26 protein-coding genes are annotated in these 26238 nt (G+C 38.6%); 17 read left to right on the top strand and 9 right to left on the bottom strand.

From position 1 onward, the window contains the following. Positions 1 to 157: 157 nt before the first annotated feature. The 7 genes from PALI_RS12430 to fliS are packed head-to-tail and all read right to left on the bottom strand — an operon-like array spanning position 158 to position 6017. Positions 158 to 1444 (bottom strand): aminotransferase class III-fold pyridoxal phosphate-dependent enzyme, encoded by a 1287-nt coding sequence (locus PALI_RS12430; RefSeq protein ID WP_193156043.1) that lies wholly within the window; start codon positions 1442 to 1444, stop codon positions 158 to 160. Then, a complete protein-coding gene (locus PALI_RS12425) occupies positions 1437 to 2201 on the bottom strand; it encodes a cytidylyltransferase domain-containing protein (protein ID WP_193156042.1) in 765 nt (254 codons plus the stop codon). The genes PALI_RS12430 and PALI_RS12425 overlap by 8 nt, the downstream gene beginning before the upstream one ends. Positions 2202 to 2222: 21 nt before the next feature. Next, entirely contained in the window at positions 2223 to 3092 is an 870-nt protein-coding gene (locus PALI_RS12420) for an aldo/keto reductase (protein ID WP_193156041.1), read from the bottom strand. Next, entirely contained in the window at positions 3089 to 4234 is a 1146-nt protein-coding gene (gene pseC / locus PALI_RS12415) for a UDP-4-amino-4,6-dideoxy-N-acetyl-beta-L-altrosamine transaminase (protein ID WP_193156040.1), read from the bottom strand. The genes PALI_RS12420 and pseC overlap by 4 nt, the downstream gene beginning before the upstream one ends. A 13-nt stretch (positions 4235 to 4247) precedes the next feature. Further along, a complete protein-coding gene (gene pseB, locus PALI_RS12410; protein WP_077537232.1) occupies positions 4248 to 5249 on the bottom strand; it encodes a UDP-N-acetylglucosamine 4,6-dehydratase (inverting) in 1002 nt (333 codons plus the stop codon). Positions 5250 to 5298: 49 nt separating this feature from the next. After that, positions 5299 to 5622 carry a hypothetical protein gene (locus tag PALI_RS12405; protein WP_193156039.1) on the bottom strand — a complete coding sequence of 108 codons (324 nt, stop codon included), beginning with the start codon at positions 5620 to 5622 and terminating at the stop codon, positions 5299 to 5301. Positions 5623 to 5630: 8 nt separating this feature from the next. Then, positions 5631 to 6017 (bottom strand): flagellar export chaperone FliS, encoded by a 387-nt coding sequence (fliS, locus tag PALI_RS12400; RefSeq protein WP_077537234.1) that lies wholly within the window; start codon positions 6015 to 6017, stop codon positions 5631 to 5633. Between the two features lie 411 nt (positions 6018 to 6428). Between fliS and PALI_RS12395 the strand changes: the two genes are divergently transcribed. After that, on the top strand, positions 6429 to 7865 hold the full coding sequence (locus PALI_RS12395) for a sigma-54 dependent transcriptional regulator (protein WP_193156038.1): 1437 nt from the start codon (positions 6429 to 6431) through the stop codon (positions 7863 to 7865). 632 nt (positions 7866 to 8497) lie between these two features. Here PALI_RS12395 and PALI_RS12390 read toward each other — a convergent pair. Both PALI_RS12390 and PALI_RS12385 read right to left on the bottom strand, forming a co-directional pair. After that, positions 8498 to 10594, bottom strand: coding sequence for a GSCFA domain-containing protein (locus tag PALI_RS12390; protein ID WP_193156037.1), 2097 nt, complete (start codon positions 10592 to 10594; stop codon positions 8498 to 8500). Between the two features lie 203 nt (positions 10595 to 10797). Beyond that, complete coding sequence (locus PALI_RS12385; RefSeq protein ID WP_193156036.1) at positions 10798 to 11385, bottom strand: DNA-3-methyladenine glycosylase I; 588 nt, start codon at positions 11383 to 11385, stop codon at positions 10798 to 10800. A 133-nt stretch (positions 11386 to 11518) separates the two neighbouring features. On the opposite strand from PALI_RS12385, the gene PALI_RS12380 reads away from it, so the two are divergent. The 16 genes from PALI_RS12380 to fliR all read left to right on the top strand — a co-directional run bounded on the left by PALI_RS12380 (position 11519) and on the right by fliR (position 26229). After that, positions 11519 to 12631, top strand: coding sequence for a sensor histidine kinase (locus PALI_RS12380; protein ID WP_193156035.1), 1113 nt, complete (start codon positions 11519 to 11521; stop codon positions 12629 to 12631). Continuing rightward, on the top strand, positions 12628 to 14106 hold the full coding sequence (locus tag PALI_RS12375; RefSeq protein WP_193156034.1) for a sigma-54-dependent transcriptional regulator: 1479 nt from the start codon (positions 12628 to 12630) through the stop codon (positions 14104 to 14106). Before PALI_RS12380 ends, PALI_RS12375 begins: the two co-directional genes overlap by 4 nt. Before the next feature lie 158 nt (positions 14107 to 14264). Beyond that, positions 14265 to 14597 (top strand): flagellar hook-basal body complex protein FliE, encoded by a 333-nt coding sequence (fliE, locus tag PALI_RS12370; RefSeq protein WP_077537240.1) that lies wholly within the window; start codon positions 14265 to 14267, stop codon positions 14595 to 14597. Positions 14598 to 14617: 20 nt separating this feature from the next. After that, positions 14618 to 16339 (top strand): flagellar basal-body MS-ring/collar protein FliF, encoded by a 1722-nt coding sequence (gene fliF / locus PALI_RS12365; protein ID WP_077537241.1) that lies wholly within the window; start codon positions 14618 to 14620, stop codon positions 16337 to 16339. Next, complete coding sequence (gene fliG, locus PALI_RS12360) at positions 16332 to 17372, top strand: flagellar motor switch protein FliG (RefSeq protein WP_182700931.1); 1041 nt, start codon at positions 16332 to 16334, stop codon at positions 17370 to 17372. Before fliF ends, fliG begins: the two co-directional genes overlap by 8 nt. Before the next feature lie 3 nt (positions 17373 to 17375). Further along, positions 17376 to 18182, top strand: coding sequence for a flagellar assembly protein FliH (gene fliH / locus PALI_RS12355; protein WP_193156033.1), 807 nt, complete (start codon positions 17376 to 17378; stop codon positions 18180 to 18182). Between the two features lie 18 nt (positions 18183 to 18200). After that, positions 18201 to 19535, top strand: coding sequence for a flagellar protein export ATPase FliI (gene fliI / locus PALI_RS12350; RefSeq protein ID WP_193156032.1), 1335 nt, complete (start codon positions 18201 to 18203; stop codon positions 19533 to 19535). Then, positions 19535 to 19981, top strand: a complete 447-nt coding sequence (gene fliJ / locus PALI_RS12345; RefSeq protein WP_077537245.1) for a flagellar export protein FliJ — start codon at positions 19535 to 19537, stop codon at positions 19979 to 19981. The genes fliI and fliJ overlap by 1 nt, the downstream gene beginning before the upstream one ends. A gap of 87 nt (positions 19982 to 20068) precedes the next feature. Continuing rightward, the gene (locus PALI_RS12340) at positions 20069 to 21901 is read left to right on the top strand and encodes a flagellar hook-length control protein FliK (RefSeq protein WP_226894548.1); all 1833 of its coding nucleotides are present in this window, start codon (positions 20069 to 20071) and stop codon (positions 21899 to 21901) included. Between the two features lie 57 nt (positions 21902 to 21958). Then, positions 21959 to 22489 carry a flagellar basal body-associated protein FliL gene (gene fliL / locus PALI_RS12335; RefSeq protein WP_138585395.1) on the top strand — a complete coding sequence of 177 codons (531 nt, stop codon included), beginning with the start codon at positions 21959 to 21961 and terminating at the stop codon, positions 22487 to 22489. Between the two features lie 9 nt (positions 22490 to 22498). Then, positions 22499 to 23590 (top strand): flagellar motor switch protein FliM, encoded by a 1092-nt coding sequence (gene fliM, locus PALI_RS12330; protein ID WP_077537248.1) that lies wholly within the window; start codon positions 22499 to 22501, stop codon positions 23588 to 23590. Between the two features lie 20 nt (positions 23591 to 23610). Then, positions 23611 to 24012, top strand: a complete 402-nt coding sequence (gene fliN, locus PALI_RS12325) for a flagellar motor switch protein FliN (RefSeq protein WP_138585394.1) — start codon at positions 23611 to 23613, stop codon at positions 24010 to 24012. Beyond that, a complete protein-coding gene (gene fliO, locus PALI_RS12320) occupies positions 24009 to 24392 on the top strand; it encodes a flagellar biosynthetic protein FliO (protein ID WP_077537250.1) in 384 nt (127 codons plus the stop codon). Before fliN ends, fliO begins: the two co-directional genes overlap by 4 nt. A 4-nt stretch (positions 24393 to 24396) precedes the next feature. After that, entirely contained in the window at positions 24397 to 25137 is a 741-nt protein-coding gene (gene fliP / locus PALI_RS12315; RefSeq protein ID WP_182700927.1) for a flagellar type III secretion system pore protein FliP, read from the top strand. Between the two features lie 40 nt (positions 25138 to 25177). Then, a complete protein-coding gene (gene fliQ, locus PALI_RS12310; RefSeq protein ID WP_077537252.1) occupies positions 25178 to 25447 on the top strand; it encodes a flagellar biosynthesis protein FliQ in 270 nt (89 codons plus the stop codon). Between the two features lie 2 nt (positions 25448 to 25449). Next, complete coding sequence (gene fliR, locus PALI_RS12305; protein ID WP_138585393.1) at positions 25450 to 26229, top strand: flagellar biosynthetic protein FliR; 780 nt, start codon at positions 25450 to 25452, stop codon at positions 26227 to 26229. Positions 26230 to 26238: the final 9 nt, after the last annotated feature.

Raw genomic sequence — 26238 nt, 5'->3', positions numbered from 1 at the left:
ATTTAATGATAAAGAAATTGCGCTGTAACTAGGCAAAAATTTTTATATCTAGTTGTTCTAAATAAAAAATTTTTAACAACGTTATAGAGTGATTTAATTCGTTAAATTGTTCAAATATTTATGCCGGTTGGTATTAAAGGGCGGTTTTTTTAGCCGTTCATCTAACCTTAAAAACGGGCTCTAATAGTTTGCCTTTAAAAACAGTATAAAGGTTTTGTGTTTTTATGGTGTTAACTAAAATGGCGATAACTTCATCGTATGCATTGAGGAGCTTTTCAATATCGCACAAGGTATGCGCATAACTAAGGTTATGACTTCCTGCGATTAAAATACCTCTAGTGCACATCTCTTGAATAAATAATGACTTTAATTCTAGCGAGCTATAGTGTGCGGTATCTTTTATTACGATAAATGACCACGCAGGATGTCCTGCCGTACTTAGCCATTGTTGTGCATTGTGCTTTAAAATTAACGTGTCGAGTTCTGCTATTAATTTATCACCTAAGTGATGAATGTGAGTAAGCACATCCTTTTCCTGCATTTTTTTTAATGTCGCCTTGGTCGCAGCTAAAGACATTGTTTCACCTGCAAAGGTGCCTGAAAAAAAGATGTCTTCCATTAGCGACATTATTTTTTGTTTACCTACGACAGCCGAAATAGGGAACCCGTTTGCCATACCCTTGCCAAAAGTTGCTAAATCAGGAGTAACATTAAACAATCCCTGAGCGCCATGTAAATCAAATCGAAAACCTGTAATAGTTTCATCAAAAATGAGAACAGTGCCATATTTTTGACAAAGTGCTTTTACTCCTTCAAGAAATCCTTGCTTTGGGTAGGCAACGTTCATAGGTTCCATAATTACAGCAGCAAGCTGTTCAGGGTGCTCATTGAAGAGTTTTTCTAATGAATCAAGGTCATTGTATGTAAAAGTATGGGTAAGCGCTCTAACACATTCAGGAACACCTAAGTTTCTGGTTGTGGAGCCAATATACCAATCTTGCCAACCGTGATAACCACAAACAGCAACATGCTCTCTTTTTGTATACGCTCTTGCTAATCGAATTGCTGCAGATGTTGCGTCACTGCCATTTTTACCAAAACGCACCATTTCTGCACAAGGAATTAGTTTTACTAGCTCTTCAGCAACTTCCATTTCGAGTTTATGAGGAAGAGAAAACGTAACACCTAAAGCAAGTTGACTGATAACAGCTTGGTTTATTTCAGCATCACAGTAACCTAAAGATATTGACAGTAAACCGTTAACAAAATCAATGTATTCGTTGTTATCGGCATCCCATACTTTAGAGCCATAACCTCGCTCAATAAATAAAGGGGCAGCATTTTGGGGAAATGCAACTTTGCTTTTGCTGAAGGTTTGAGAACCAAGCGGGATCGTTTTTTCAGCTCTTTGTAGCCATTCCCCTGAGTTAGTATAATTATTCATAGCCTTCTTCTTTATCTTGTTTTAATGATTTTAGCATTCCCTCATTACGCGAGAATTGGGCATTGATAGAGCTCAGTTCTGGTTTCAAAGAGAGTAAATGAAGTATATCTTGATAATTAAAATAGTGATTTTGTGTATATAAATGATCATAAATTGCAGAGATTAGTGCAAAATCTTCAGGCTCATCAACGGTCCATCTGTGATTAGATAAATCAGTCTCACTTTGGATGTTTTGTAATTGATATTTTTGCGGATTATTACGTATATATGGTGTTACATGCTCCAGCTCTGAGGGCTTTTTAGCGTATTTATAAGCATCTAGGAGTGCGTGTTTACTGATGACTTCCGTATCAAGACCATCTGGGAATGTGCTTTTCAAGCAGTTACTTGTGTAATCATTGCTATTAATTAGGTGCGCATTAATAACATGATCTATAAGTGCAGAGTCTATAACCGGGCAGTCGGCAGTCACTCTAACTGCGTGCTCGCATGGGTAAGCGAGTTGTGCATAATAATAGCGACTAAGTACGTTATTTAAATCGCCTCTAAAGCACAACAAATTGTTTTCTTTACAAATAACTTCAAGTATATCATCGCTTTTTTCAGTGCTTGTAATAACAATCAGTTTATCTATTTTTTTACATTGCTGTATTCGTTTCGCTTGCTGTACAAACATAGGTAAACCGTGAAGGTTCTTAAGTACTTTGCTTGGTAGGCGCGAAGAGCTAACTCTGGTTTGCATGAAGGCGTTTATCATATGTTTAATCCCAGCTGTATCTTAACTGACCCACAGAGAAGGGTTAATTAACGCTAATTCAGAGGTCGCTAAAGAGCTTAAAACGTCATCAGAAGGGAGTTTTAGATTTTTAGCATCGGCGTAGCGCTGAATTAATTGCGTTAATTGTTTTTTTGAGCAACAACCTATTACGGCACTTTCAATATGTGGTGTTTTTTGAGCAACAATGGCCATTGCAAATGTAAGGTAATCGCATTCTAACTCTTCAATAATTGCATTATATTTTGAAAAAATATGACCGAACTGAGAGAAATAAGCACGCTTTTGAATTTCTGGTTGTAGTAACAGCCCTTGCAAAAAAATCGAACGAGCGTGCAATTTTATATTTTTCTTTATTAGTAAATTCGTTACTTCGGGTTGAATAAAACGCTGATCTAGCCAGTTCAATGGCGCTTGAACTATGTCTAAATTATACATGTCACTGAGTAAACTGAGTTGCTCAGGAGTATAAACAGACACTCCTATACGTTTAATGATGCCAGTGTCTTTTAATGCTTCTAATTGCTTAAAGTGATTTTTACCTGCGTTATTTAATAAAGGGTCGAAATCATGAAATAAAACAGCATCTAATTCTTCACGTTGTAGATTAGAAAGGCTGAGTTGTACTTGTTCTTCAATACTCAAATGGCTGCTAGCGGATATTTTTGTTATAACTGAAAAGTGATTGCTAAAACCAGACGTGCCAATGTTCTTTTCACTATTTCCGTATGCTAAAGCAGTATCAAGTGTAGTAATACAGGATTCTTTAGCCAGAGTGAGCATTTGCTTAATTTCATCAAAATTAACTTGGCCTTGGTCATTACTAATACCGTAATTTAAACCGAACTGTGCAGTTCCTAGCGCTAATTTCATACTAACTCATTAATCGTCTGAATAATAAATTCTTGTTCTGACTGCGTTAATCCAGGGTGCAGTGGGATGGTAAGTGACGTTTGGTAATATTCAATCGCGTTAGGAAAATCACTTTCTTTAAAACCAAGTGCAGCATAATAGGGCTGGATATGTATAGGAATATAATGCAGATGACTCATTATTTTTCTATTACGCAATTCACAAATTAAGGTGTGATGAGCTGCTTTGTCCTCCAGCTGTAAAATATACAAATGATAGCTAGATAAACACGCATCTGATTGCGCTAAATGATTTAATGGTTGTGCTTTAAATGCTTGAGTGTAAATAGATGCGATAGCATTTCTGGCTAAAATAAATTCATCTAGCCGCTGCATTTGACTAACACCTAAAGCGGCTTGTAGTTCGGTCATCCGGTAATTAAAACCAAGTTCAATTTGTTGGTAATACCATGGACCATGGCTTGCCTCTGTCATTTCAGTAGGATCAGTTGTAATTCCGTGACTTCTTAAGCGTTTTAATCTTTTTGCTATGTATTCATCATTTGTTACAGCCATACCCCCTTCGGCAGAAGTGATAATTTTAACGGGGTGGAAACTAAATATGCAAATATCTGAAAACTGACAGTTTCCAACTTGCTTACCTAAGTACTGAGCGCCTATTGCATGGGATGCATCTTCAATTATTTTAAATCCGTATTGCGTTGCTAGCTTATGAATGGCGAGCATATCGCACGACTGGCCTGCTAAATGAACGGGTATAACTACTTTTGGCAAACTGCTTTTTTGTTTTGCATTAATTAATTTTTTCTCAAGTGCGGCAACTGACATATTACCTGTCGTTAAATCAATATCTACAAAGTCAATTTTTGCACCACAATATAAAGCGCAGTTAGCCGATGCAACGAATGAAATGGGTGACGTCCACACTATATCGTTTTTGCCAACATCCAATGCTAAACACGCAATATGCAACGCAGAGGTTGCACTATTGGTCGCACAAGCAAAGTCGACATTACAATAGTTTGTAATTGCCGATTCAAACATTGGCACTTTTGGCCCTTGGGTCAGCCAATCTGATTCCAATACACCAACGACAGCATCTATATCAGCTTGAGATATAGATTGTTTACCATAAGGGATCATGTTTACCTGCTGTTTAAAGGAGTGCTTGTGTATTAAACATTTTTATATCATCAATGCTCATATAATGATGATTATTTAATGAATTATACTCAAAACCTTGAGGCACTTTATGCCCTTTTTCACCAATAGCATTTACAGTAAAGTCATTACTTCGGCTACTAAATTTAATACCTGGTGCTATAAGGTAATGATCATGATATTCATAGGTTTCAAAGCACAAATCGGCAGGGCACATAACTTCATGAAGCTTTTCTCCAGGTCGTATCCCTATATCTTTTATAGGTAAATCTGGCGCCATGGCTTTTGCTAGATCTATTATTCGAATTGAAGGTATTTTAGGAACAAAGATCTCACCGCCTAACATGCGCTCAAAATTGGTTAAAACAAAATCGACACCTTGCTGCAAGTTAATCCAAAAACGTGTCATTTCTAGGTGAGTAATCGGAATGTGATCACGACCCTCATCAATGAATTTTTGAAAAATAGGTACTACAGAGCCCCTAGAACACACAACATTACCGTAGCGCACGACAGAAAATGTAGTTCTATGACCGCCTGCAATATTATTTGCTGCAATAAATAATTTATCTGATGCTAATTTTGTGGCACCGTATAAATTAATTGGGTTTGCAGCTTTGTCGGTAGATAGCGCGATGACTTTTTCAACATTGTTATCAAGTGCTGCATCAATTACATTTTCAGCCCCATTAATGTTGGTTTTTATGCATTCCATTGGATTGTATTCTGCGGCAGGGACTTGCTTTAGTGCTGCTGCATGAATTACATAATCCACACCACGCATTGCTCTTTGTAAGCGAGCTTTATCTCTAACATCTCCGATAAAATATCGCATACAAGGTTGATCAAATTCTTGCTGCATTTCAAATTGTTTTAGTTCATCACGCGAGAATATTATGATTTTTTTTGGCTGATAACGCTCAAGTAACGTTTTTACGTACTTTTTACCGAATGAACCTGTGCCACCCGTTATGAAGACAACTTTTCCGTTAAACATTTTGTATATCTCCGTTGGATGCTTAGTTAATAGTTAGTAATACTCTAAATTAAGAGTTGGCTTTGTATTGATTGACCGCGTTATTGCTTTTTTGCTTACTTATTATTTTTTCTGCAACTTGTTGTTTAGCATATTCTATTTTAGCAGATAGTTTTCCAATTAGATCAATTATTAATTCAAGCTCTGCGGCGGAATAAAAGTTTTCATCTTTTGCGATAGATTCTTTCAAATGGCTATCTAAATCATTATGAGCATGAGTAGCGCTTTCAACTTGCAGCACTTCGTCATCTGATAATAGTTCTATAAGTTTTAAACATAGTTCACGGGTGTGACAATCGTTTATTGATAGCGCTGTAATTGACTTTCCTAACATGGTTAATCCTAAGATCTATGCTCTAGAGGAATTGCTTCCCAACCTGATTTAATCTCTTTGATCAGTACGATAACTTCATCAAGCTTATCTATGTTATTTTCCATATTGGCCATCAAAAGCGTGCGCTGGCAATAGTCGTACAAAGAATCTAAGTTTGTAGATACTGCGTTATCACCTTCAAAATTCAGGACTTGCTGTAATGCCCCAAGCAATGTAATACAGTCTGAAATAGCAATTCCTTTCTTATCAAACTCTTTACGCTGGATGAAGCCTTTTGCTGCTGAAAGTTTACCAACAATATTTGCAAACACTAATTTGACTTGGTCATAAGGCGTCATTTCTTTAACGCTACTTACAGTGACTTGACGGTATTTGTTTATTGACGCGTGTGCCATATAGGTAATTCCTAGAAATTTAATTACAATACTTAAACCTTAAGCAAGTTTAGTTCCAAAATGAACATAACATTTACTTATCGGCAAATAAGTTTGTTTCTTTAAAAAAATGCATGCCATATTTCAAATATTTTACTCTTATTGATATAAAACTACTATTGCAAGTTATTTGCATGTGTTGGGTCGTTAGGTATATTTATACTCTTAATGTAAATGAGCATTTTTTAGTACTTTAATGTGCATGCCTAGATTGTAAAGAGTTATTAATTAGTTATTAAGTACTGCTTTTTTAATTTATATGTCTGTTTTTTGGCGTTAATGTCAAAAAATTGCCGCTAGTGCTTGCATCCAAAATTTACTGGCTTACAATTTCATTAATAAATAAATTAGTGAAATTATGGCTCGCTATATATGATCTTGATTTTAGATAATAATAACAACCGCTCGATAGGGTTAAATGCATCACTTACTTTTATTGGTGAAGCTGTTCAACTTTTAGACGAAGCAAACTTTGAGCAAGAATGTGCGAAGTATCAACAAAAAGAATGCATTGTAATTTTAGGTGCCTTGCAATCGCTCGATCATGAAAGCTTAATTAAGTGTTATCCAACACTGCCATTTTTGCTAATAGGCGAAACGCTAAAACCATTACTTAGTATCGCCAATGTAGTCGGACTTATTTGTGAGCCATTTAGCCATGAAGTAACAACGCAATTGCTTCACGATTGTCAGCAATATCAGCGAATGCTTCCCAGTGACCATAAGCACTCTAAACCGCATAAAACTTTTGATGGCCTTGTGGGTGAAACCGATGCAGTTAAGGATGTACGCTTTTTAATTGAGCAAGTTGCAAAAACTGACGCAAATGTTTTAATTTTAGGCGAATCGGGAACTGGTAAAGAAGTTGTTGCACGCAATGTACATTTACTATCAAAAAGAAGCGCAGGGCCGTTTGTGCCAGTCAATTGTGGTGCGATCCCAGCTGAACTTTTAGAAAGTGAATTGTTTGGCCATGAAAAGGGCGCATTTACAGGGGCTATTTCGGCGCGTAAAGGCCGATTTGAACTAGCACAAGGTGGCACGCTATTTTTAGATGAAATAGGCGATATGCCATTGCAAATGCAAGTAAAGTTATTGCGTGTGTTACAAGAGCGCAGTTATGAACGTGTTGGTGGTACCAAAGCTATTCAGGCAGATGTACGGGTCATTGCTGCAACGCACCGTAACTTAGAAAATATGATTGAAGAAGGTAGTTTTCGTGAAGATTTATACTATCGCTTGAATGTGTTTCCTATAGAAAATCCATCGCTTAGTGAGCGCGCTGATGATATTCCATTGCTGCTAAAAGAATTAATGCGCCGTGTTAATGATCAAACAGGGTCAACGGCTAAATTTACCGAGCGTGCAGTTGATAGTCTAAAAGAGCATGCGTGGCCAGGGAATATTCGTGAACTCGCTAATTTAGTTGAGCGCATGGTGATCATGTTTCCTGAAAAGGTAGTTGATATACCTGATTTACCTAATAAATATCGTTATATTGAGGTTGAAGCATACGAGCCAGAATACCCAGAAGAGCTAATGGAAAAAGATGCGTTTAACGATATATTTAGCACTGGTTTTAGTGATTATGACGAAGAGCCTGAGCCTGAATTCAACCAATCTGGAAGTGGTTTACTACCCGATGACGGGATCGAACTTAAAGAGTATTTAGCTGAGCTTGAAATTAGCTTAATTACCCAAGCACTAGAGCGTTTTGATTACGTCGTTGCTCGTGCGGCTGAAATACTAGGTGTACGCAGAACAACTTTAGTTGAAAAAATGAAAAAGTATAATCTATCGAGAGACTAGGGCGTGTTGACCTTTGTAGATTGAAATTTGTTCAATCTAGGGGCGATTTAATCGCGGCGCGAGGTTTGTAACCTAGTGGGCTAAGTAAAAACTGAGTAACAAAGAGTTAATCGTCCCTAGAAAGAACCCAAAGGGCAGCGCATGTTTGGCATTTATGCTGCGTTATCGCCTATTTATGGGGAATAACCACACTACATAGGCTCTGCCTTGCCTAAAAACCAAACATACAGCTGCAAAATCAATCACGAAAGGTCAACACGCCCTAGGGGCTGTTGATCTTTGTGGATTGAAATTTGTTCAATCTAGGGGCGATTTAATCGCGGCTATTTTCTCATCGAAAATAACCGCATAAAATCAATACCTTCTTTTCTAAAAGCACATTACTTGGTAATCCCCAAAGAGTCGTTGCTTCTAATGCTTCATTAAATTTGAGATTACTTAACCTGAACTCTGGATAATAAATCTATCTCGAGCAGCTATTTTCAGCGCTAACCGCGTTGAATTTACTTGCAATAGGCTAGCTATTGACGCGTAAATTCGCCTTGTTTTCACTGAAAATCTCTGGCTAGAGAAAATAAATTTAAACATCACCATAATTCAATGCGTTAGTAAATCTCTAACCAGATCTCAGGTTACTTAACGAATATTTCTTTGAACATATTAACTACTTTTGAAACTGTTTCAGGTTTTACATGTCGTGTATCAGAGTTCCAAGCATCTTCAGTGCACTCGGTCACCAACTCATAACTAGGAAGGTAATACATATCCTCATTATTGTTGACCAACTCTTCAGCAGCAACTCTTAAAACGGCTTTCGAGTGAGTATTTGCTGTAATTATATGATGAGTATCCGCTCTGCCTGTAGCTAAAAAAGGAATCGGCGAAAGACTAATTATCAGTTTAAAATCAGGATTGTATTTTTTGATGATATCAAAAAAAGATTGAATATTATTTACGTTTTCTTCGACCGTTAGCGTTCGGTGTTTTACAAACTGATAGGTGTTATTTCTAGGGTTTCTAGACATAACAGTACCATCTGGAAGCTCCCAGCATTCATTTAATCCCAATGTGACGACAAACACTTTACAGCTTAAAAATGAATCTTTAACGGCTTGAATATGCTTATCGTAATCAGCTAGGTAAGCTTCTTTGGTGTTAAAAAATACATTTTCACGGTATGGATCTACGTAATGGCCAGTTTCTGATTGAAATAATAATTTATCAAACTTTTTAACACCAAATGCTTTTTCTGCTAACTGTTTAAAGCTCGGCGTGTTAAACAGTATTCCATAGTTTGCACAAAACTTGGCATACTTGTCCCCAGGTTGATAACCATCGACCACTAAGCCGCTCTGTGGATTATCATTTCGCTCTGTGATGACGTAGTTATAACCATCTTGTTGAAAAAACTTGGCTATCTCAAAGGCAAAACAACTTCCTGCCGAACCAATAGGTGTATCCATATCCATAATCGGTACTTTATTAACATAAGGCAGCGCATTATATTTTGATAAAGGGCGGGTTGGGTGATCTGGATTCGGCCAAAAGACGGCGCTAGGGTCGGGTTTTTTATTTGCGTTGTAGCGGGCGCAACTATCAATGTAATTTCGTTCATACTCACAGATATTAGTGAGTGCCTCAGACCATATTTCTTCTGTAATCGAATCGGCTTTAAATTGCTCAATGATAGATTGCTTAATAAACTTAATAAGGTCAAATAGCGTATTGTGGTATTTAAGCTCGGGGTCATTCGTTTGAATATGTTCAAGAAACATATTTTCCACGGCACTATTTTTAATAATCGCTTTTAAAAGGTAAGCCAAATGTCGCAAGTTAGTAACTTTATTATCTAATGCAATATCAATACAGTCATCGTCATTGCGTTTGATAAATGTTTTAGTTAATTCAGGGAACCCATCAAATGCGATAGAAGTGGTCCCAGGGGTAAAGTGTTCGTCGGCTACTTTCTTCCAGTGCAGCTCACTAGGCAAAAAACATAATGTTAAAGAATAGCGAGCTTTCCCTTTATTCGCAGGCATTGCTTTATGGGCAAGTTGATGGGGATTGAAAATAATTGAGTCCCCTTTATTTGGTTTAATCAAACTTGGCGAAAAATTGATGTCGTAATGTTTGCACAAAGGAGCAATGTCTATATTTCTCTTGTTTATATTATTAAATATATAGCCAATGTCTTTGAGTTTATCTGTGGATTCTTTGTCTAATACTGCGGTGCTACTGCCGTGTTCATCATAACCATTTAAGTAGGTTATAAGCTTTAAGTGATTTTTAGGACCGCCATCACAATGCCACTTTGAAAAGTAAGTATCTTTTTCTATGTCATCTTCAAGTTTATGCATTGCCCACCACAATACACAATATTCACTTTTAAAATAAGATCTTAGATGGTCATCTACTTCTTGCGTTAATATGTAAGGCAAAAATGACTTTAATACAGCGGGATCTTTTAGTGCTTCTTTATCTTTATCATATTCAGAAATTAAAGTATCGCACAGCAGCTCAGGTACATTATTTTTTACAACATGTTTATGGGCATTTATCAATGGCGTGTCGATTATATCGCGGCGAAAAGCGTTGGTAGCTCTATAATTTAAATTGGTATAGCCTTGGTTTATTTCATAGTGATGCGCCGTATTAACATTAGAGCTTTTAAGCAAGCAGTAACGTATATCATCTATTTCTAATACTTCTTCCGTAGTTATCTGTACCATTATTCTAGCCTTGTTCTATTAATTATCTAATATGATTGACATTATGCATATTGCGAGCCAAAGCTTTATTGCTAGATTTGACTTTTAAAAGGGTCACTTCCTTTCGTATTAAATTCATTGAAGCGTTTTTATTGAGGTTGCTGTAAGTTAGTGAGTTAAATTTTAATATAGTATAAAAATACTTTAGGACAACTAAATAGGTTCTAATACTCTGAAATTATTTCATTTTTTCTAAAGCAATCATTACTGTGATCGTTAACCATGCCGCAAGCTTGCATATAAGCGTATACCGTTGTTGGTCCTAAAAATTTAAATCCACGTTTTTTTAAATCTTTAGCAAATGCAGTAGATTCCTCTGTAATTGCAGGGTAATCATCAATATTATTTAACTGACTCACCAGCGGCTTATTACTTACAAATTGCCATTGGTAATTGCTAAAACTAGCAAACTCTTTTTGTATCTCAATAAAGCGCTTTGCATTATTAACAGTCGCTGCGATTTTTAAACGATTTCGTACAATGTCTTTATTAAGCATTAAGCGTTCTATGTCTTCGGGTGTGAATGAAGCTACTTTTTCTACATCAAAATTAGCAAATGCTTTTTTATATCCATCACGTTTTTTTAAAATGGTATACCAACTCAACCCCGCCTGTGCTGATTCAAGTGTGATAAATTCAAATAGTGTTTGATCGTTATAAAGCGGCACGCCCCACTCTTGATCATGATAGGCCACATAGTCAGGTTTAGTGGTATCTAACCATGGACATCGGCACTTCTTTTGTTCAGTCATTAGTCACTCTTTATTTGTAGGCGTCATTTTTATGTCGCGCATTATTTTATGTAACACGATGAAAATTATAAAATAAAACTTTGGTACAAATTGTGCATTTAGCTCTATATAGACATCAATTAGAGATTTGATTATGGCCCTTGCTACTGTGCTAAAACCACTGTTTATTTCTGCAAATCAGTATAACCCATGTTTACTTCAAGAGGAGTATGTTGGGGAATTAAGTGATCTGCGTAAGCAGGCGAGTTGGCTTTCACATTTGGTTGATACCATGCCTGCGGGTGTCGTGGTACTCGATGGCAAAGGGTTAATTGCTAAAGCGAATCAAATTGCTATGGATATGTTAGGTGAGCCGCTTGAAGGTGAAAAGTGGTTTAATGTTATCCAACGCTCTTTTAGACCGCACCAAGATGATGGTCATGAAGTCTCTTTAAAGGATGGTCGATTAATTAAGCTCGACATCACCGCATTAGCTCCAGAGCCGGGGCAACTTATTTTAATGACAGATTTAACAGAAACGCGCCGTTTACAAAAGCGTGTTGCTCATATGCAACGATTGAGTGCGCTAGGTAAAATGGTGGCATCATTGGCGCATCAAGTGCGAACGCCATTGTCTGCGGCCATGCTTTACGCTGCTAATTTAGGGTCAAAGCGCTTACCAGAAGCCTCTCGTGATACCTTCCAAACTAAGTTGATGTCGCGATTAAAGGATTTAGAAACCCAAGTAAACGACATGTTGTTATTCGCTAAAAGTGGTGAACAGCATGTTGTAGAGCAAGTATCCATGCAGCAGCTACTTAGTGAAGTAAAAGTAGGAGCCGATGTAATGGTTACGCTAAATGAAAGCGAGCTAGACGTTAGCTTACCCGAGCCTGACATACAGATCACGGGTAATAAAACAGCAATTGCCAGCGCTATACAAAATTTAATACACAACAGTATTCAAGTGATTGGGGCAGGTGCCAAGGTTCATTTGAGCGCATCGACGGATAGAAAAGATCATGACTTTGTGCGTATTAGTGTCAGCGATAACGGCCCTGGTATTGATTTAGGGAAAGCCGATAAAATATTTGAACCCTTTTTTACGACTAAAAGCCAAGGCACGGGTTTAGGTTTAGCTGTGGTTAGTTCTGTCGCTCATGCACACCAAGGACGTGTTGAAGTTGATAATAATACACACGGTGGGGCTTGCTTTAGTTTGCTTTTGCCAATTCGTACATCATCTAAATTAGAGGAATCATTATGAGTAATACTATTTTAGTTGTAGAAGATGATGCAGGGCTACGAGAAGCCTTAATTGATACACTTGAAATGTCAGGTATTGACTGCGTAGCAGCGAATAGCGCTGAGCAAGCTATGTTATTGCTAAAAAAAGAGTCATTTTCATTGGTGGTGAGTGATGTACAAATGGGTGCAATGAGCGGCCTAGATTTACTTCGCAGTATAAAATTAAATCATCCAGACTTACCTGTTTTAATGATGACAGCTTATGCCACAATTGATGATGCCGTGGAAGCAATGCGCTTAGGGGCTATTGATTACATGGCAAAACCATTTGCACCAGAGGTGCTATTGAACATGGTGAGTCGCTATTTACCCGAAAAACCAAAAGAGACAGACGGTCCTATTGTTGCCGATCCAACCAGTATTCAGCTATTAGAACTTGCCAGTAAAGTTGCACGTTCTGAAGCCAGTGTTATGGTGCTTGGACCAAGCGGGTCTGGTAAAGAGGTTTTAGCACGTTATATTCACGATAAATCAAATCGCTGTAATGAACCATTTGTTGCTATTAACTGTGCAGCTATTCCTGAAAATATGCTTGAAGCCACTTTGTTTGGCTACGAAAAGGGCGCATTTACAGGTGCAATCCAGGCGTGTCCAGGAAAATTTGAACAAGCTCAAGGTGGTACGATTTTACTTGATGAAATTACCGAAATGGATTTAGCTTTACAAGCTAAACTACTGCGCGTGTTACAAGAGCGTGAAGTTGAGCGTTTAGGCGGTCGTAAAACAATTCAGCTTGATGTGCGAGTATTAGCAACCAGTAACCGCGATTTAAAAGAAGCGGTTGCTAAAAATCAATTTAGAGAAGATCTATATTATCGCCTCAATGTTTTTCCATTAATGTGGAGACCATTGTGTCAGCGCCCAGGTGATATTGTTATATTAGCTAAGCATTTAATTGAACGTCATATAACTAAAAGCAAAGAGCCGATGGCTTATTTGGATAAAGTAGCTGAAGAAAAACTACTGGCCCATACCTGGCCTGGTAATGTTCGTGAACTTGATAACGTGATTCAGCGTGCACTTATATTACGAACAGGCGACACCATAAACGAACATGCTATTTTTATTGAAAATTTAGCACCGAGTAATTTTGTTATGGACGCTACATCTACATCGGTCCTAGAAGCTGAAAAAGCATCAGAGATTTCAACAGAAAATAAAGAAAAAAGCACGTTAAGTTCAGCTTATTATGATAAGAAAAACGATGATGAAAAAAATATAACGGCTGATCAGCCAAAGCATGATTTACTCGCAGCTGAGACCGGAAGTTATAAAGATGAGCTTAAAGATAAAGAGCATCGCATCATTTTAGAAACACTTGCACGCTGCCAAGGTAAACGAAAAGATGTGGCAGAGACGCTGGGTATTAGCCCCCGTACTTTACGGTATAAATTAGCGCAAATGCGTGATCTAGGTATTTCTCTTCCAGCATAACCTTTCTTAAGCCCTAAATTCAAGCAGTTGAATTTAGGGTTGTCAAAACTATGACTCACCAAAATTCCATCTAACCCTTTGTATTTTAAGTTTAATTTATTTGGCATGTTTTATGCTTTATTGACTGTAATAGTAAACTGCATTGTCAGAGATAAATTATGAAAATTCAAAATAGCGCTGTATTTCAAGAAATGCAATCAATGGCCCTAGAAGCTGGTCGTAATGATCAACTTAATAAAATACCTACTCAGGTAAACTCTACATCTTCTGCACAATTTGGTGATATGTTGAGTAATGCGCTAAATACAGTGCATGAGCTACAACAAGACACAAGTAAAAAAGTAAAAGCAGTTGAAATGGGCGACCGAAGTGTATCACTCGCTGAGGCAATGATTGCTTCTCAAAAGTCTTCAGTTGCATTTGAAGCGACGGTACAAGTTCGTAATAAACTTGTTGAAGCTTACAAAGAAATTATGAATATGCCTGTTTAACTAGGTAGTGGAGAATAATTGTGGCGCAATCTAATCAATCTACAGATCTGGCACTCGCTGATGGCGATATCGGCATCGACCAAAGTGATAGTGATGATCAACAAGAACAAAAGTCGGGCTATTTAAGTGCTTTAAATGGTGTTGATATATTACGCCAAGTAACACTTGTTATTGCACTGGCCATTTGTTTGGCTATCGCGATATTTATCATTATTTGGGCTCGTCAGCCAGATATGCGCCCGCTTGGTAAAATGCAAACTGAAGAGCTTATTCAAACGCTTGATTTTTTAGATGCGCAAAAAATTGATTATCAACTTGATGGTAATGTGGTGTCAGTTGATGAAACTGAATACCAAAATATTAAATTACTAATGACTCGAGAAGGCCTAGAGCAAGGTCCGACTTCAGGTTCAGATATTATAATGCAAGATATGGGCTTTGGTGTAAGCCAACGTCTTGAACGAGAGCGTTTAAAGCATGGTCGCGAACAGCAACTAGCACGCACAATCGAAGAGCTTAATAACATCACCCGCGCTAAAGTATTGTTAGCTATTCCAAAGGAAAATGTGTTTGCTCGCAGAGAAAAAAAGCCCTCAGCTACCGTTGTATTAACACTAAAGCGTGGACGTTCACTCGATAGAGAAGAAGTCGATTCAGTTGTAGACATGATTGCTTCTGCAGTACAAGGTTTAGAGCCCTCACGTGTGACAGTTACAGATCAAAATGGTCGCTTATTAAATTCAGGTTCGCAAAGTTTATTGGCAGCACGTTCGCGTAAAGAATACGATTTAGAGAGAAAGCGTGAACAAGAATACCTTGAAAAAATAGACAGTATTTTAATTCCAATCGTCGGGCTTGCAAATTATACGGCACAAGTTGATTTGAGTATGGACTTTAGTGCGGTCGAAGAAACGCAAAAGCGTTACAATCCAGATTTACCTGCGGTGCGAAGTGAAACCACGTTTGAAGAAAATAATATTGGTGGTTTAGCTATCGGTATTCCAGGTGCACTGACCAATCAACCACCAGTTAATTCCGATATTCCTGAATCGGTGACTGAAGGTGGTGCCGGTACAGCAAGCTCACCAAGTCGCAGCCATAAAGAAGCAACGCGCAACTATGAGCTTGATACGACTATTTCACACAGACGCCAACAAACAGGTGTTATACGCCGTATAAGTGTATCGGTTGCGGTTGATTATATAGCAAAAGTGGGCGAAAACGGTGAAACAACCATGACACCACGCTCTGTAGAAGCATTGTCAAATATTCGACGCTTATTACAAGGTGGTGTAGGCTTTGATATGCAACGTGGTGATGCACTGGAAGTGGTTACTGTTCCTTTTGTTCGTGAAGAAAGCGGTTTAAATCTTGAGTTGCCAATTTGGGAGCAGGATTGGTTCTTGAAAATGGTTCGCCTAGGGCTGGGTGCCTTGGTTATTATTGTACTAATCATGGCTGTCGTTAAACCAATGCTTAAGCGCCTAATTTATCCAGACGACACGTTAGAGGATTACGATGACGATGCACTCAGTTCAGGTGTTGATATTGGCGACAGTACGCTAGATATGCTAAATAAAGACTTTGATTCTGCTTCAATTGGTTTCTCAAGCGATGGTACACTACAGTTACCAGACCTGCATGGTGACGAAGACTTACTTAAAGCGATTCGTGCCCTTGTTGCCAATGAACCAGAACTATCATCACAAGTAGTGAAAGCGTGGTTAACAGAAGATGACTGATCAAGAACAAAAACAACTACCAGCAGCATTTGATGTTGATAAGCTAGATGGTGTAGATAAAGCGGCTATATTACTTTTAAGTTTAACCGAAGAGGATGCCGCACAAATACTCAAACACCTTGAGCCTAAGCAAGTGCAAAAAGTAGGTATGGCAATGGCAAGTTTAGATGACTTGTCGCAAGCCAAAATAAGTGCTGTTCACAACTTATTTATAGAACAAATTCAAAGCTTTAGTACTATAGGTTTTCAATCAGAGGACTTTATTAAGAAGGCGCTTACTGCAGCACTAGGTGAAGATAAAGCGGCAAGTCTCATTGATCAAATTGTAATGGGCTCAGGCGCTAAAGGTCTTGATTCATTAAAGTGGATGGACTCAAAGCAAGTGGCGAACATTATTCGTAACGAACATCCGCAAATTCAAACGATTGTTTTATCCTACTTAGAACCGGAGCAATCAGCTGAAATACTCGCTCAATTCCCTGAAAAAGTACGTTTAGATTTAACAATGCGTATTGCTAATCTTGAAGAAGTACAACCAGCTGCATTGCAAGAACTTAATGAGATTATGGAAAAACAATTTGCCGGTCAAGCCGGTGCACAAGCGGCCAAAATGGGCGGCTTAAAAGCGGCAGCAGATATCATGAACTACCTAGACACTAACGTGGAAGGGCAGTTAATGGATTCAATTCGTGAGCACGATGAAGAAATGTCGCAGCAAATTCAAGACTTGATGTTTGTATTTGAAAATCTAATGGATGTTGATGATCGGGGTATTCAAGCAATACTGCGCGAAGTACAGCAAGATGTATTAATGAAAGCGATTAAAGGTACCGACGACGCACTTAAAGAAAAAATACTGGGTAATATGTCTAAACGTGCGGCAGAAATGCTTGCTGATGATTTAGAAGCAATGGCACCAGTGCGAATTAGTGAAGTTGAAGCCGCGCAAAAAGAGATATTATCAACAGCAAGGCGTTTATCTGACTCAGGCGAAATTCAGCTTGGTGGCGGCGGTGGTGAGGAGTTCTTGTAAACCATGAGTAAATTGAAAGGACGGTCACTGCATGCTGATGAAGCAGATGCACTGTTAAAAAATTGGCCGATACCAGATGTTGCGCCGGATGAAAAAAGTTTTGGCAATCGCTCTACAGCCTACGGTACGCCACTTTCAGAATTATACAGAAAAGAAATGGCACAAGAGATGCCAGAGGAAGAGCCAGAAGAACCTGAACTTCCTTCTCTTACGATGGCTGAGCTTGAACGAATTAGGCAAGATGCGTACGAAGAGGGAATTAAGCAAGGACATGAGCAAGGTTATATTGATGGTTTTGACAAAGGTGTTACTGAGGGTAAAGAAGCCGGTCATAAAGAAGGCTTAGAGCTTGGTAAAGCCCAAGGCCACGAAGATGTAAAGCCGCTAATTGAAGAGCAATTAACTAATTTACGTACGATGCTAGATAATTTAACAAACCCGTTAAATAAAGTCGATGAGCAAGCTGAAAAACAGCTTGTACAGTTAGCGGTTATGCTAGCTGAAGCATTAATTTACCAAGAGGTAAAAACGTCGCCTAGTATTATTTTACATACACTAAAGCAAAGTATTGATTCGCTTAATGTAGAGCAAGAAAAAGTAAAAATTCATTTGCACCCTGATGATCTAGATTTCATCAAAGAAAGTTATGGTGAGCAAGTAATTACAGATAATAATTGGCAGTTAATTTCGCAGCCAAGCCTCGAACGCGGTGGCTGTGAAGTTAAAACAACGCAATCATCACTTGATATGACACTAAAAACCCGTGTCAAAGAAACGTTGGATAGTTTTTTGCATAGTAGTGGTATATAACTATTATTTTGGCGCGCTATGTCAGCTCAAAATGCATCGTTAAGCGAACGCTTATCTCAATATCAACAACACATTAAAGCCCCTACACCTGCTGTTGCGGGTATTTTAACTCGAGTTGTAGGCCTTACACTTGAAGCAAAAGGCTTGCGTGCACCAGTTGGTAGTCAGTGTAAAATAGAAACTTTGAATGGGTTTGTTGATGCTGAAATAGTAGGTTTTAATGACCAAACACTCTATTTAATGCCAAATGATCATATCTCAGGCGTATTACCTGGGGCTCGTGTAATTCCTCAAGTCAATAATTTAGGTCTCCCCGTGGGTATGAGCTTACTAGGGCGTGTGGTTGATGGCTTAGGCCGTCCGCTTGATGGCCTAGGTAGTATTAATGCTGAACACCATTTAAAATTTGCGCAAAATACAATAAATCCACTTTCTAGAAGACCAATAAGCCAGCCGATGGATGTAGGCGTGCGCGCAATAAATTCTGTCATTACCGTTGGGCAAGGTCAGCGAATGGGTTTGTTTGCAGGCTCTGGTGTGGGTAAATCTGTACTGCTGGGTATGATGACTCGCGGCAGTGAAGCTGATGTCATTGTGGTTGGACTTGTAGGCGAGCGTGGTCGTGAAGTAAAAGAGTTTATTGAAGAAATACTCGGTGTTGAAGGGCGCAAACGCTCAGTAGTGGTAGCAGCACCTGCTGATTCATCCCCGCTAATGCGTTTAAAAGGCTGTGAAAGTGCCGTAACCATCGCTGAATACTTTCGTGATCAAGGTTTAAATGTACTGTTATTACTCGATTCGGTTACTCGCTATGCGATGGCTCAGCGTGAAATAGCGCTTGCTGTTGGCGAGCCGCCTGCAACAAAGGGCTATCCGCCATCGGTATTTGCTAAGCTACCTGCGCTGGTGGAGCGAGCCGGTAATGGGGGAGAAGGGCAAGGTTCAATTACCGCCTTTTTTACGGTATTGAGCGAAGGCGATGATATGCAAGATCCTATTGCAGATGCTGCTCGAGCTATTTTAGATGGTCATATAGTACTGTCGCGAGATTTAGCCGACAGTGGTCATTACCCTGCAATTGATATTGAAAAATCAATCTCACGTGTAATGCCTCAAGTGGTTTCTGAGCGGCATATGCAGCAAGCGAGGGTGCTTAAACAAGTGTATTCCATGTACCAGCAAAATAAAGATATGATTACTTTAGGTGCCTACCAAAAAGGAACTGATCAAATGCTTGATCAGGCTATTAACATGATGCCAAGAGTAAATGCTTTTTTACAACAAGGTATGCGAGATGTAATTAGTTACGATGATGGTCTCGAAGGTCTTGCGCAATTATTAGGGCAAGCATAATGGCAAAAAATAAATTGCACTTATTACTTAAACTTGAAAACGACAAAGAAGAAACGTTGAGAATGAGCTACTTGCAAGCTAATCAAAACTTGCAGGCTAATCAACAAAAATTAAGAGGTTTAAACGACTTTAGACTTGAATATACGCAGCAGCTACACCTAAAAGGTCAAGCGGGTTTATCGAGTGAAGGGTTTAGTCAATACCATGCTTTTATTGCAAAAATAGAAGAGGCGATACGTCAACAAGGAAGTACCGTTAATACAGCAAAACAAGTGGTAACCCAACGCAAAGCGATATGGTTAAAGCAACAAATTAAAGCTAAAGCGGTTGCAAAATTAATTGAGAAACAGAAATTAAAAGCAGATGTGTTGATTGCTAAAAATGAGCAAAAAATGCTAGATGAGTTCGCTTCTAATCAGTTTTTTCAAAGGCGTAAAGCATTATAAGTTAGGCATGTTAATTGCTTGGATATTAAGTAGAGTTTAATTTTTGGTGATGTGCGGTGGCGCATTGCCGCATATTATGGGTGATTTATGGCAATGAATAATATTTCAACTTTAGCAACATCTGAGCAAGACTCTTATTCAGCTTATCAAGATAAGACACCTGTTGATAAAGAGAGCACTTCAGACTCAGGGTTTTTAAGCTTATTGCATCATGCCGAACAATCATCTGAACAGCCTAACAGCACTGATGTTAACGCTCAAATAGACTCACAAAACACGGTTGTGCTCTCTTCTGAACAACAAAGGAGTGATGACAGTACGGTTAATAAAATCTTTGTTGATATAGAAGATGATAAGAATAAGGGTGTTGAGGGCAATGATTTACCCAATAAAGAGTTAACAGATAAGGAATTAGTAGATGAGGGCGTTTTGTTATCTGGGGATTTACTACTAGCTCAAATTAATTCGGCCCAAACAATTAATACATCGGTTAAAAAATATAGTTCTGCTATCGAAAAAATAGAAGTTGATTTAAAAGGGAACAATAAGAAACCGGTTGATGATGTAACACCTATAATAATTTCACCACAAAAAGTAAATACTGATAACTTGCAAGATGAACAAGCTAGCAATATAAAAATAGCCGTTGAGAAAAATGCTTTAACAGAGGTCGACTCGCCAATAAAAGCGTTAGTCAAAGGTAACAAAGAATTAGAGCTCATTGTTAATCAACATAAGCCAACGAGCGGGCTAGATAAATCAGTTGAAAGTTTGACGTCTAGTCAGCTTGATAAATTAAACGCGCAAATTCAATCGCTAGATAAGCCAAATAGTAATGTAGCGACATTAAAGCAAATGATAGAGCAGTATGTAACTGAAAGTGAGTCTATTGAACCTGAATCTATTGAACCTGAGTCTAAGCCTAATTTTAATTTGGAAATTAACGCACTAACAAAAGCTGAGAAGCAGGCGTTGGTTTCTCAGTTAAATAGTTATATTAAAAGTGTGCAACCTCAAGGTGAAGAATTAGCTTCGCTTAAACAAATGGTTAACGACTTAACGGCATCAATAGATGAAGCGCTCACACCACCGCTAAAAGTGAAATCAATAGCTGCTGGTGTAAGTGATAAGTTAAATACAAGCAGTAACTCTCAAACACACAGCGAAAAATTTGTAGTTGATGATAAAACTCAAGAATCAACAAAACCCGCTATCTTAGCTAAAAACGAAGAACTCGCCAAGCCATTAGAAGGCAATGCTAAAGAAGGTTCTCGCAACAACGCTAATACTGTGGAGCAATTAACCAACCGTGCTACGCAGCTGTTTACGCAGATCACCAATGCATTTAGTTCTGGACAAGCGAGCACGCTGAGTAGTTACGATACGTTGAGCTATGAGCAATCAATAACGGATATGCAAGCTTTGCAATCACAGCAATTGCAAAGTACCGCTCAAATCAAGCAGGTAAGTATCGATCCTGGTGTGATGCAGGCAATTAATATAGTTAAAAGTGATGCTGCAAAATTGCTTCAAGAGCGTGTGAGCTCTATGCTAAATATCAACAATAAAGAAGCTGAGATACGCCTTGATCCTCCCGAAATGGGCAGTATGCAAATACGCATTAGAAGTGATGCAGAACAAGCTCAAATAAATTTTGTTGTACAAAACCAGCAAGCAAAAGAGGCGCTAGAGCAATCTTTACCGCGTTTACGTGAAATGCTTGCGCAGCAAGGTATCGAAATGGGAGAGAGTACGATTTCTTATGGTGACTCAGGCAGTGGCGCAGATCAAAGCGAAGAGAATGGCCAAGGCAGATTGGCTAATAAAGATTCAGTTAATGACGAAAATGATGAACAAGTGGGCAATGGCGCTGAAACTTCTCGACAACAAACGTCATCATCAATAGATTACTATGCCTAAGTGCTGCTATTATAATAGTTAAAACAAGTAAATACCTTTGCGGATAAAGGAAATACAATGGCTGAAGACACTAATTTAGAAATAGAAGAAACAGGTAAAAGTAAAAAGAAACTCATAATAATCATCGCAGCCGCTTTACTTGTTGTAGGTGGCATTGCAGGTTACTTTTTAATGTCAGGTTCTGACGCTCCTGCAGAAGCTGTAAACAAAGAGACAGCAGCGGCCACTGATGCTCCTGCTGATACGGCTAGTTCATCAGCTGAGGTCGGGACTGCGTTATATGTCGCCATGCCTAGACCATTTGTATTTAATGTACCTGGTTCAAGTAGAGATAGAATAGTACAAGTTAAAGTACAACTTTTGGTACGTGGTAGTGTTAATGAAGAAACTGCAAAAAAACATATTCCACTTATTGAAGGAAAGCTACTTAGTATTTTTTCAACGACCACCGCTGATGAGTTGAGCACAAGTGCAGGTAAAGAAACACTTCGTTTTGCAGCTCTGGAAAAAGTGCAAGCAGCGTTAATCGATGTTGAAGGTAGTAAAGTAATAGAGCGGGTGTTATTTACCGGCTTTGTGATGCAATAAGGGGTTAGTGTGAGCGATTTATTATCCCAAGACGAAATTGATGCGCTATTACACGGTGTTGATGATGTTGAAGAGGAAGATATACACGACGGTGAAGGTGGTGGAGGGGGGACACTTCAGTACGACTTTTCTTCCCAAGACCGGATCGTACGTGGTCGCATGCCGACACTCGAAATTGTTAATGAACGTTTTGCAAGGCATATGCGAATTAGCTTATTTAACATGATGCGCCGCACTGCTGAAGTGTCTATCAACGGCGTTCAAATGATTAAATTTGGTGAGTACGTCCATACGCTATTTGTACCTACTAGTTTAAATATGGTGCGTTTCAGACCATTAAAAGGAACTGGGCTTATCACCATGGAAGCACGTCTTGTGTTTATTTTGGTTGATAACTTTTTTGGTGGTGATGGACGCTATCACGCCAAAATAGAAGGGCGTGAATTTACGCCAACGGAACGTCGTATAGTACAAATGCTACTTAAAATAATTTTTGAAGATTATAAAGAAGCATGGGCACCGGTTATGGATGTGTCATTTGAGTATCTGGATTCTGAAGTAAATCCAGCCATGGCTAATATTGTAAGTCCAACCGAGGTTGTTGTTATTAGCTCTTTTCATATTGAGCTTGATGGCGGTGGCGGCGACTTTCATATTGCGCTTCCTTATTCAATGCTTGAGCCAATTAGAGAGCTATTGGATGCGGGTGTTCAATCAGACACTGAAGATACCGATTTACGTTGGAGCAAAGCGCTGCGTGATGAAATTATGGATGTAGAGGTTGGCTTATCGACTCAATTACTGGAAGTCGATTTAACCTTAGCACAAATAATGGAGCTTAAAGCGGGCGACATAATTCCGGTTGAAATGCCAGAGCACATAACCGTATTTGTTGAAGAGTTACCTACATTTAGGGCGAAGATGGGTCGTTCTCGCGACAATGTTGCCCTACAAATTAGCGAAAAAATTAAACGTCCTGATTCAGTTAAGTCTGAGCTGCATGTATTTACTAAAGGCGGCAAGAAAATTGATTCGGATGCAGAATTAGCAGAACTAGAAGATGATTTACACCTCTCTGAGGGTGTAGACTTAGACTGGTAATTTACTAAAAGGCGAAGAGTATGAGTGATGACCAAGATACTATGGATGAATGGGCAGCAGCATTAGCTGAGGCTGAAATTCCAGAAGAGAGTGCGGATGAAGCACACGTTGCTGAACTCGATGAGTTAAGTGATGAACGACATGAGCTAAGTGGTGATGAAAAGCGTAAACTTGATACGATTTTAGATATCCCCGTTACTATTTCTATGGAAGTAGGGCGCTCTAAAATTAATATACGTAATTTATTGCAACTTAACCAAGGATCCGTTGTAGAACTAGATCGAGTCGCTGGTGAGCCTCTTGATGTACTTGTTAATGGCACACTGATAGCACATGGTGAAGTTGTTGTTGTTAATGACAAATTTGGTATCAGATTGACAGATGTTGTTAGTCAAGTTGAACGGATTAAAAAGTTACGATGAGTAGTTTGATTGCATTGGCAAATTCAGTTTTTCCTGCCGCAGATACCGCAGCCCCATCTGGAGACATACTCTCTATGGTGCTTTCATTAGCTGCAGTGCTAGTACTTATACTTGTACTGGCTTATTTTGTAAAAAAACTAAATCCTAATTTAGTCAATAGTGATGAATTTAAAGTTATTCGGAGCTTACCACTGGGCTCGCGAGAGCGTTTACTGGTTATTGAAATAGATAATACGCAACATTTGCTAGGTGTTACCCCACAAAATATTAATTATTTGCATAAATTAGAAACACCTTTAACAGAAAAAGAATTACCAGAGCTCGCTAAGCGATTTGGCAAGCTTTTAAACCCACAAGTAAATCAAAATAAAAAGAAATAACACTATGATAAAATGGCTACTTATTTTTATTGCCATTGTGTTTGTTCCCAGTGCAAGTGCAGAAGGCCTTGATGCGCTAACAATTACAACAAACGCAGATGGCACGCAAGATTACTCAGTAACATTGCAAGTTTTAGCCATTATGACGGCGTTGAGCTTTATACCCGCCGCCATAATTATGATGACATCATTTACACGTATTATTGTTGTACTCGCTATTTTGCGCCAAGCTATTGGTTTGCAGCAAACACCATCAAATCAAGTTCTATTAGGTATGTCGCTTTTTTTAAGTATTTTTATCATGTCGCCCATTTATGAAAAAATTAATGAACGCGCCATAGAACCATATTTAAGTGAGAAGGTAACCTCATTAGAGGCGTTAGAACTTGCTAAAGAGCCGATGAAAGCATTTATGCTTTCTCAAGTTCGTCTTAAAGACTTAGAAACATTTGCAAAAATAGCGGGGCACGATCAATTAGATTCACCAGAAGCAGCCCCATTAATTGTATTAATACCTGCATTTGTAACCAGTGAGTTGCAAACCGCCTTTATTATCGGTTTTATGTTTTTTATTCCTTTCCTAATTGTTGATTTAGTGGTCGCCTCAGTTTTAATGGCCATGGGTATGATGATGCTCTCGCCAATGATTGTTTCTTTACCGTTTAAAATAATGCTATTTGTGCTGGTAGATGGCTGGAGTTTAGTAATGGGTACGTTAGCTAAAAGCTTTGGTTTAGGTACGTGAATACGCTTAATAAAAAGCAAATACAAAACTAGGAGTCAGCATGGAACCGGAAATTTTTGTTGATATTCTGAGTGATGCACTATTTTTAGTTATCAAACTGGTTTCTGCAATTGTGGTACCTGGTTTAATTATTGGTTTGGTGGTTGCTGTATTTCAGGCGGCAACGTCAATTAATGAACAAACGCTGAGCTTTTTACCTCGTTTGCTAATAACTATCAGCGCACTCATTGTTGGAGGTCACTGGCTTACGCAGGAACTCATGGACTTTTTTACTCGATTAGTCATGATCATCCCTGAAATTGCAGGCTAACTATGGAGCTGCCATTTTCAGTAATCATTCAATGGTTGAGTGACTTTTTATTACCGCTAGTACGAATAAGCTCAATGATAATGGTGATGGCGGGTTTAGGCGCTAAAAATGTACCCACACGAATAAAAGTCGGGTTAGCGGTTGTCGTTACTCTTGTTGCTTTGCCTAACCTTCCTCCTGCGACATTTACCAATTTATTTTCTTTTGAAATGATTTTAGTTGTGATCCAGCAACTGCTGATTGGTGTGGCGATTGGGTTTGCATCTACGCTATTATTAAATACATTTGTTTTAGCAGGACAAATATTAGCAATGCAAACGGGCCTTGGTTTCGCCTCAGTTGTTGATCCCTCCAATGGTATGAGTGTACCTGCTGTTGGACAATTTTATTTGATTTTAGCGACTTTATTATTTTTTGTATTTAATGGTCATTTAATGATGATCCAAATGGTTATCCATAGTTTCGAAGTGCTACCTGTTGATGGTAATTGGTGGGCTGTTGATCATTATTGGGATATTGTAACCTGGGGTGGCTGGATGTTTAGCACGGCCTTGGTGCTATCGCTTGCCCCCTTAACTGCAATGCTGGTTATTAATATGTCGTTTGGCATTATGACGCGTGCGGCACCACAATTGAATATCTTTTCTATTGGCTTTCCATTAACGCTTGTGGCGGGGCTTATTATTATTTGGGCTACGCTAGGTAACTTTATTTTTCAGTTCGAATATCAATGGCTCAAAATGATTGAGTTAATGTGTACTTTAGTTGGCTGTTCGCCATAGGAGAGCCTA

Source organism: Pseudoalteromonas aliena SW19, assembly GCF_014905615.1.
In the GTDB taxonomy this organism is placed as follows: domain Bacteria; phylum Pseudomonadota; class Gammaproteobacteria; order Enterobacterales; family Alteromonadaceae; genus Pseudoalteromonas; species Pseudoalteromonas aliena.
The sequence above is the reverse complement of the archived record's forward strand: the minus strand, read 5'-3'. Positions and strand labels throughout refer to the sequence as shown.

Bases quoted from the DNA above. Each gene is read 5' to 3' on its own strand.
- PALI_RS12385 (WP_193156036.1), bottom strand. From the start codon at position 11,385: ATGACTGAACAAAAGAAGTGCCGATGTCCATGGTTAGATACCACTAAA.
- PALI_RS12405 (WP_193156039.1), bottom strand. From the start codon at position 5,622: ATGTTAGGAAAGTCAATTACAGCGCTATCAATAAACGATTGTCACACC.
- PALI_RS12340 (WP_226894548.1), top strand. From the start codon at position 20,069: ATGGCAATGAATAATATTTCAACTTTAGCAACATCTGAGCAAGACTCT.
- PALI_RS12380 (WP_193156035.1), top strand. From the start codon at position 11,519: ATGGCCCTTGCTACTGTGCTAAAACCACTGTTTATTTCTGCAAATCAG.
- PALI_RS12430 (WP_193156043.1), bottom strand. From the start codon at position 1,444: ATGAATAATTATACTAACTCAGGGGAATGGCTACAAAGAGCTGAAAAA.
- PALI_RS12375 (WP_193156034.1), top strand. From the start codon at position 12,628: ATGAGTAATACTATTTTAGTTGTAGAAGATGATGCAGGGCTACGAGAA.
- fliN (WP_138585394.1), top strand. From the start codon at position 23,611: ATGAGTGATGACCAAGATACTATGGATGAATGGGCAGCAGCATTAGCT.
- fliE (WP_077537240.1), top strand. From the start codon at position 14,265: ATGAAAATTCAAAATAGCGCTGTATTTCAAGAAATGCAATCAATGGCC.
- fliQ (WP_077537252.1), top strand. From the start codon at position 25,178: ATGGAACCGGAAATTTTTGTTGATATTCTGAGTGATGCACTATTTTTA.
- fliJ (WP_077537245.1), top strand. From the start codon at position 19,535: ATGGCAAAAAATAAATTGCACTTATTACTTAAACTTGAAAACGACAAA.
- PALI_RS12390 (WP_193156037.1), bottom strand. From the start codon at position 10,594: ATGGTACAGATAACTACGGAAGAAGTATTAGAAATAGATGATATACGT.
- pseC (WP_193156040.1), bottom strand. From the start codon at position 4,234: ATGATCCCTTATGGTAAACAATCTATATCTCAAGCTGATATAGATGCT.
- fliO (WP_077537250.1), top strand. From the start codon at position 24,009: ATGAGTAGTTTGATTGCATTGGCAAATTCAGTTTTTCCTGCCGCAGAT.
- fliL (WP_138585395.1), top strand. From the start codon at position 21,959: ATGGCTGAAGACACTAATTTAGAAATAGAAGAAACAGGTAAAAGTAAA.
- fliS (WP_077537234.1), bottom strand. From the start codon at position 6,017: ATGGCACACGCGTCAATAAACAAATACCGTCAAGTCACTGTAAGTAGC.
- pseB (WP_077537232.1), bottom strand. From the start codon at position 5,249: ATGTTTAACGGAAAAGTTGTCTTCATAACGGGTGGCACAGGTTCATTC.
- PALI_RS12425 (WP_193156042.1), bottom strand. From the start codon at position 2,201: ATGATAAACGCCTTCATGCAAACCAGAGTTAGCTCTTCGCGCCTACCA.
- fliH (WP_193156033.1), top strand. From the start codon at position 17,376: ATGAGTAAATTGAAAGGACGGTCACTGCATGCTGATGAAGCAGATGCA.
- fliG (WP_182700931.1), top strand. From the start codon at position 16,332: ATGACTGATCAAGAACAAAAACAACTACCAGCAGCATTTGATGTTGAT.
- fliR (WP_138585393.1), top strand. From the start codon at position 25,450: ATGGAGCTGCCATTTTCAGTAATCATTCAATGGTTGAGTGACTTTTTA.
- PALI_RS12395 (WP_193156038.1), top strand. From the start codon at position 6,429: ATGATCTTGATTTTAGATAATAATAACAACCGCTCGATAGGGTTAAAT.
- fliP (WP_182700927.1), top strand. From the start codon at position 24,397: ATGATAAAATGGCTACTTATTTTTATTGCCATTGTGTTTGTTCCCAGT.
- PALI_RS12420 (WP_193156041.1), bottom strand. From the start codon at position 3,092: ATGAAATTAGCGCTAGGAACTGCACAGTTCGGTTTAAATTACGGTATT.
- fliI (WP_193156032.1), top strand. From the start codon at position 18,201: ATGTCAGCTCAAAATGCATCGTTAAGCGAACGCTTATCTCAATATCAA.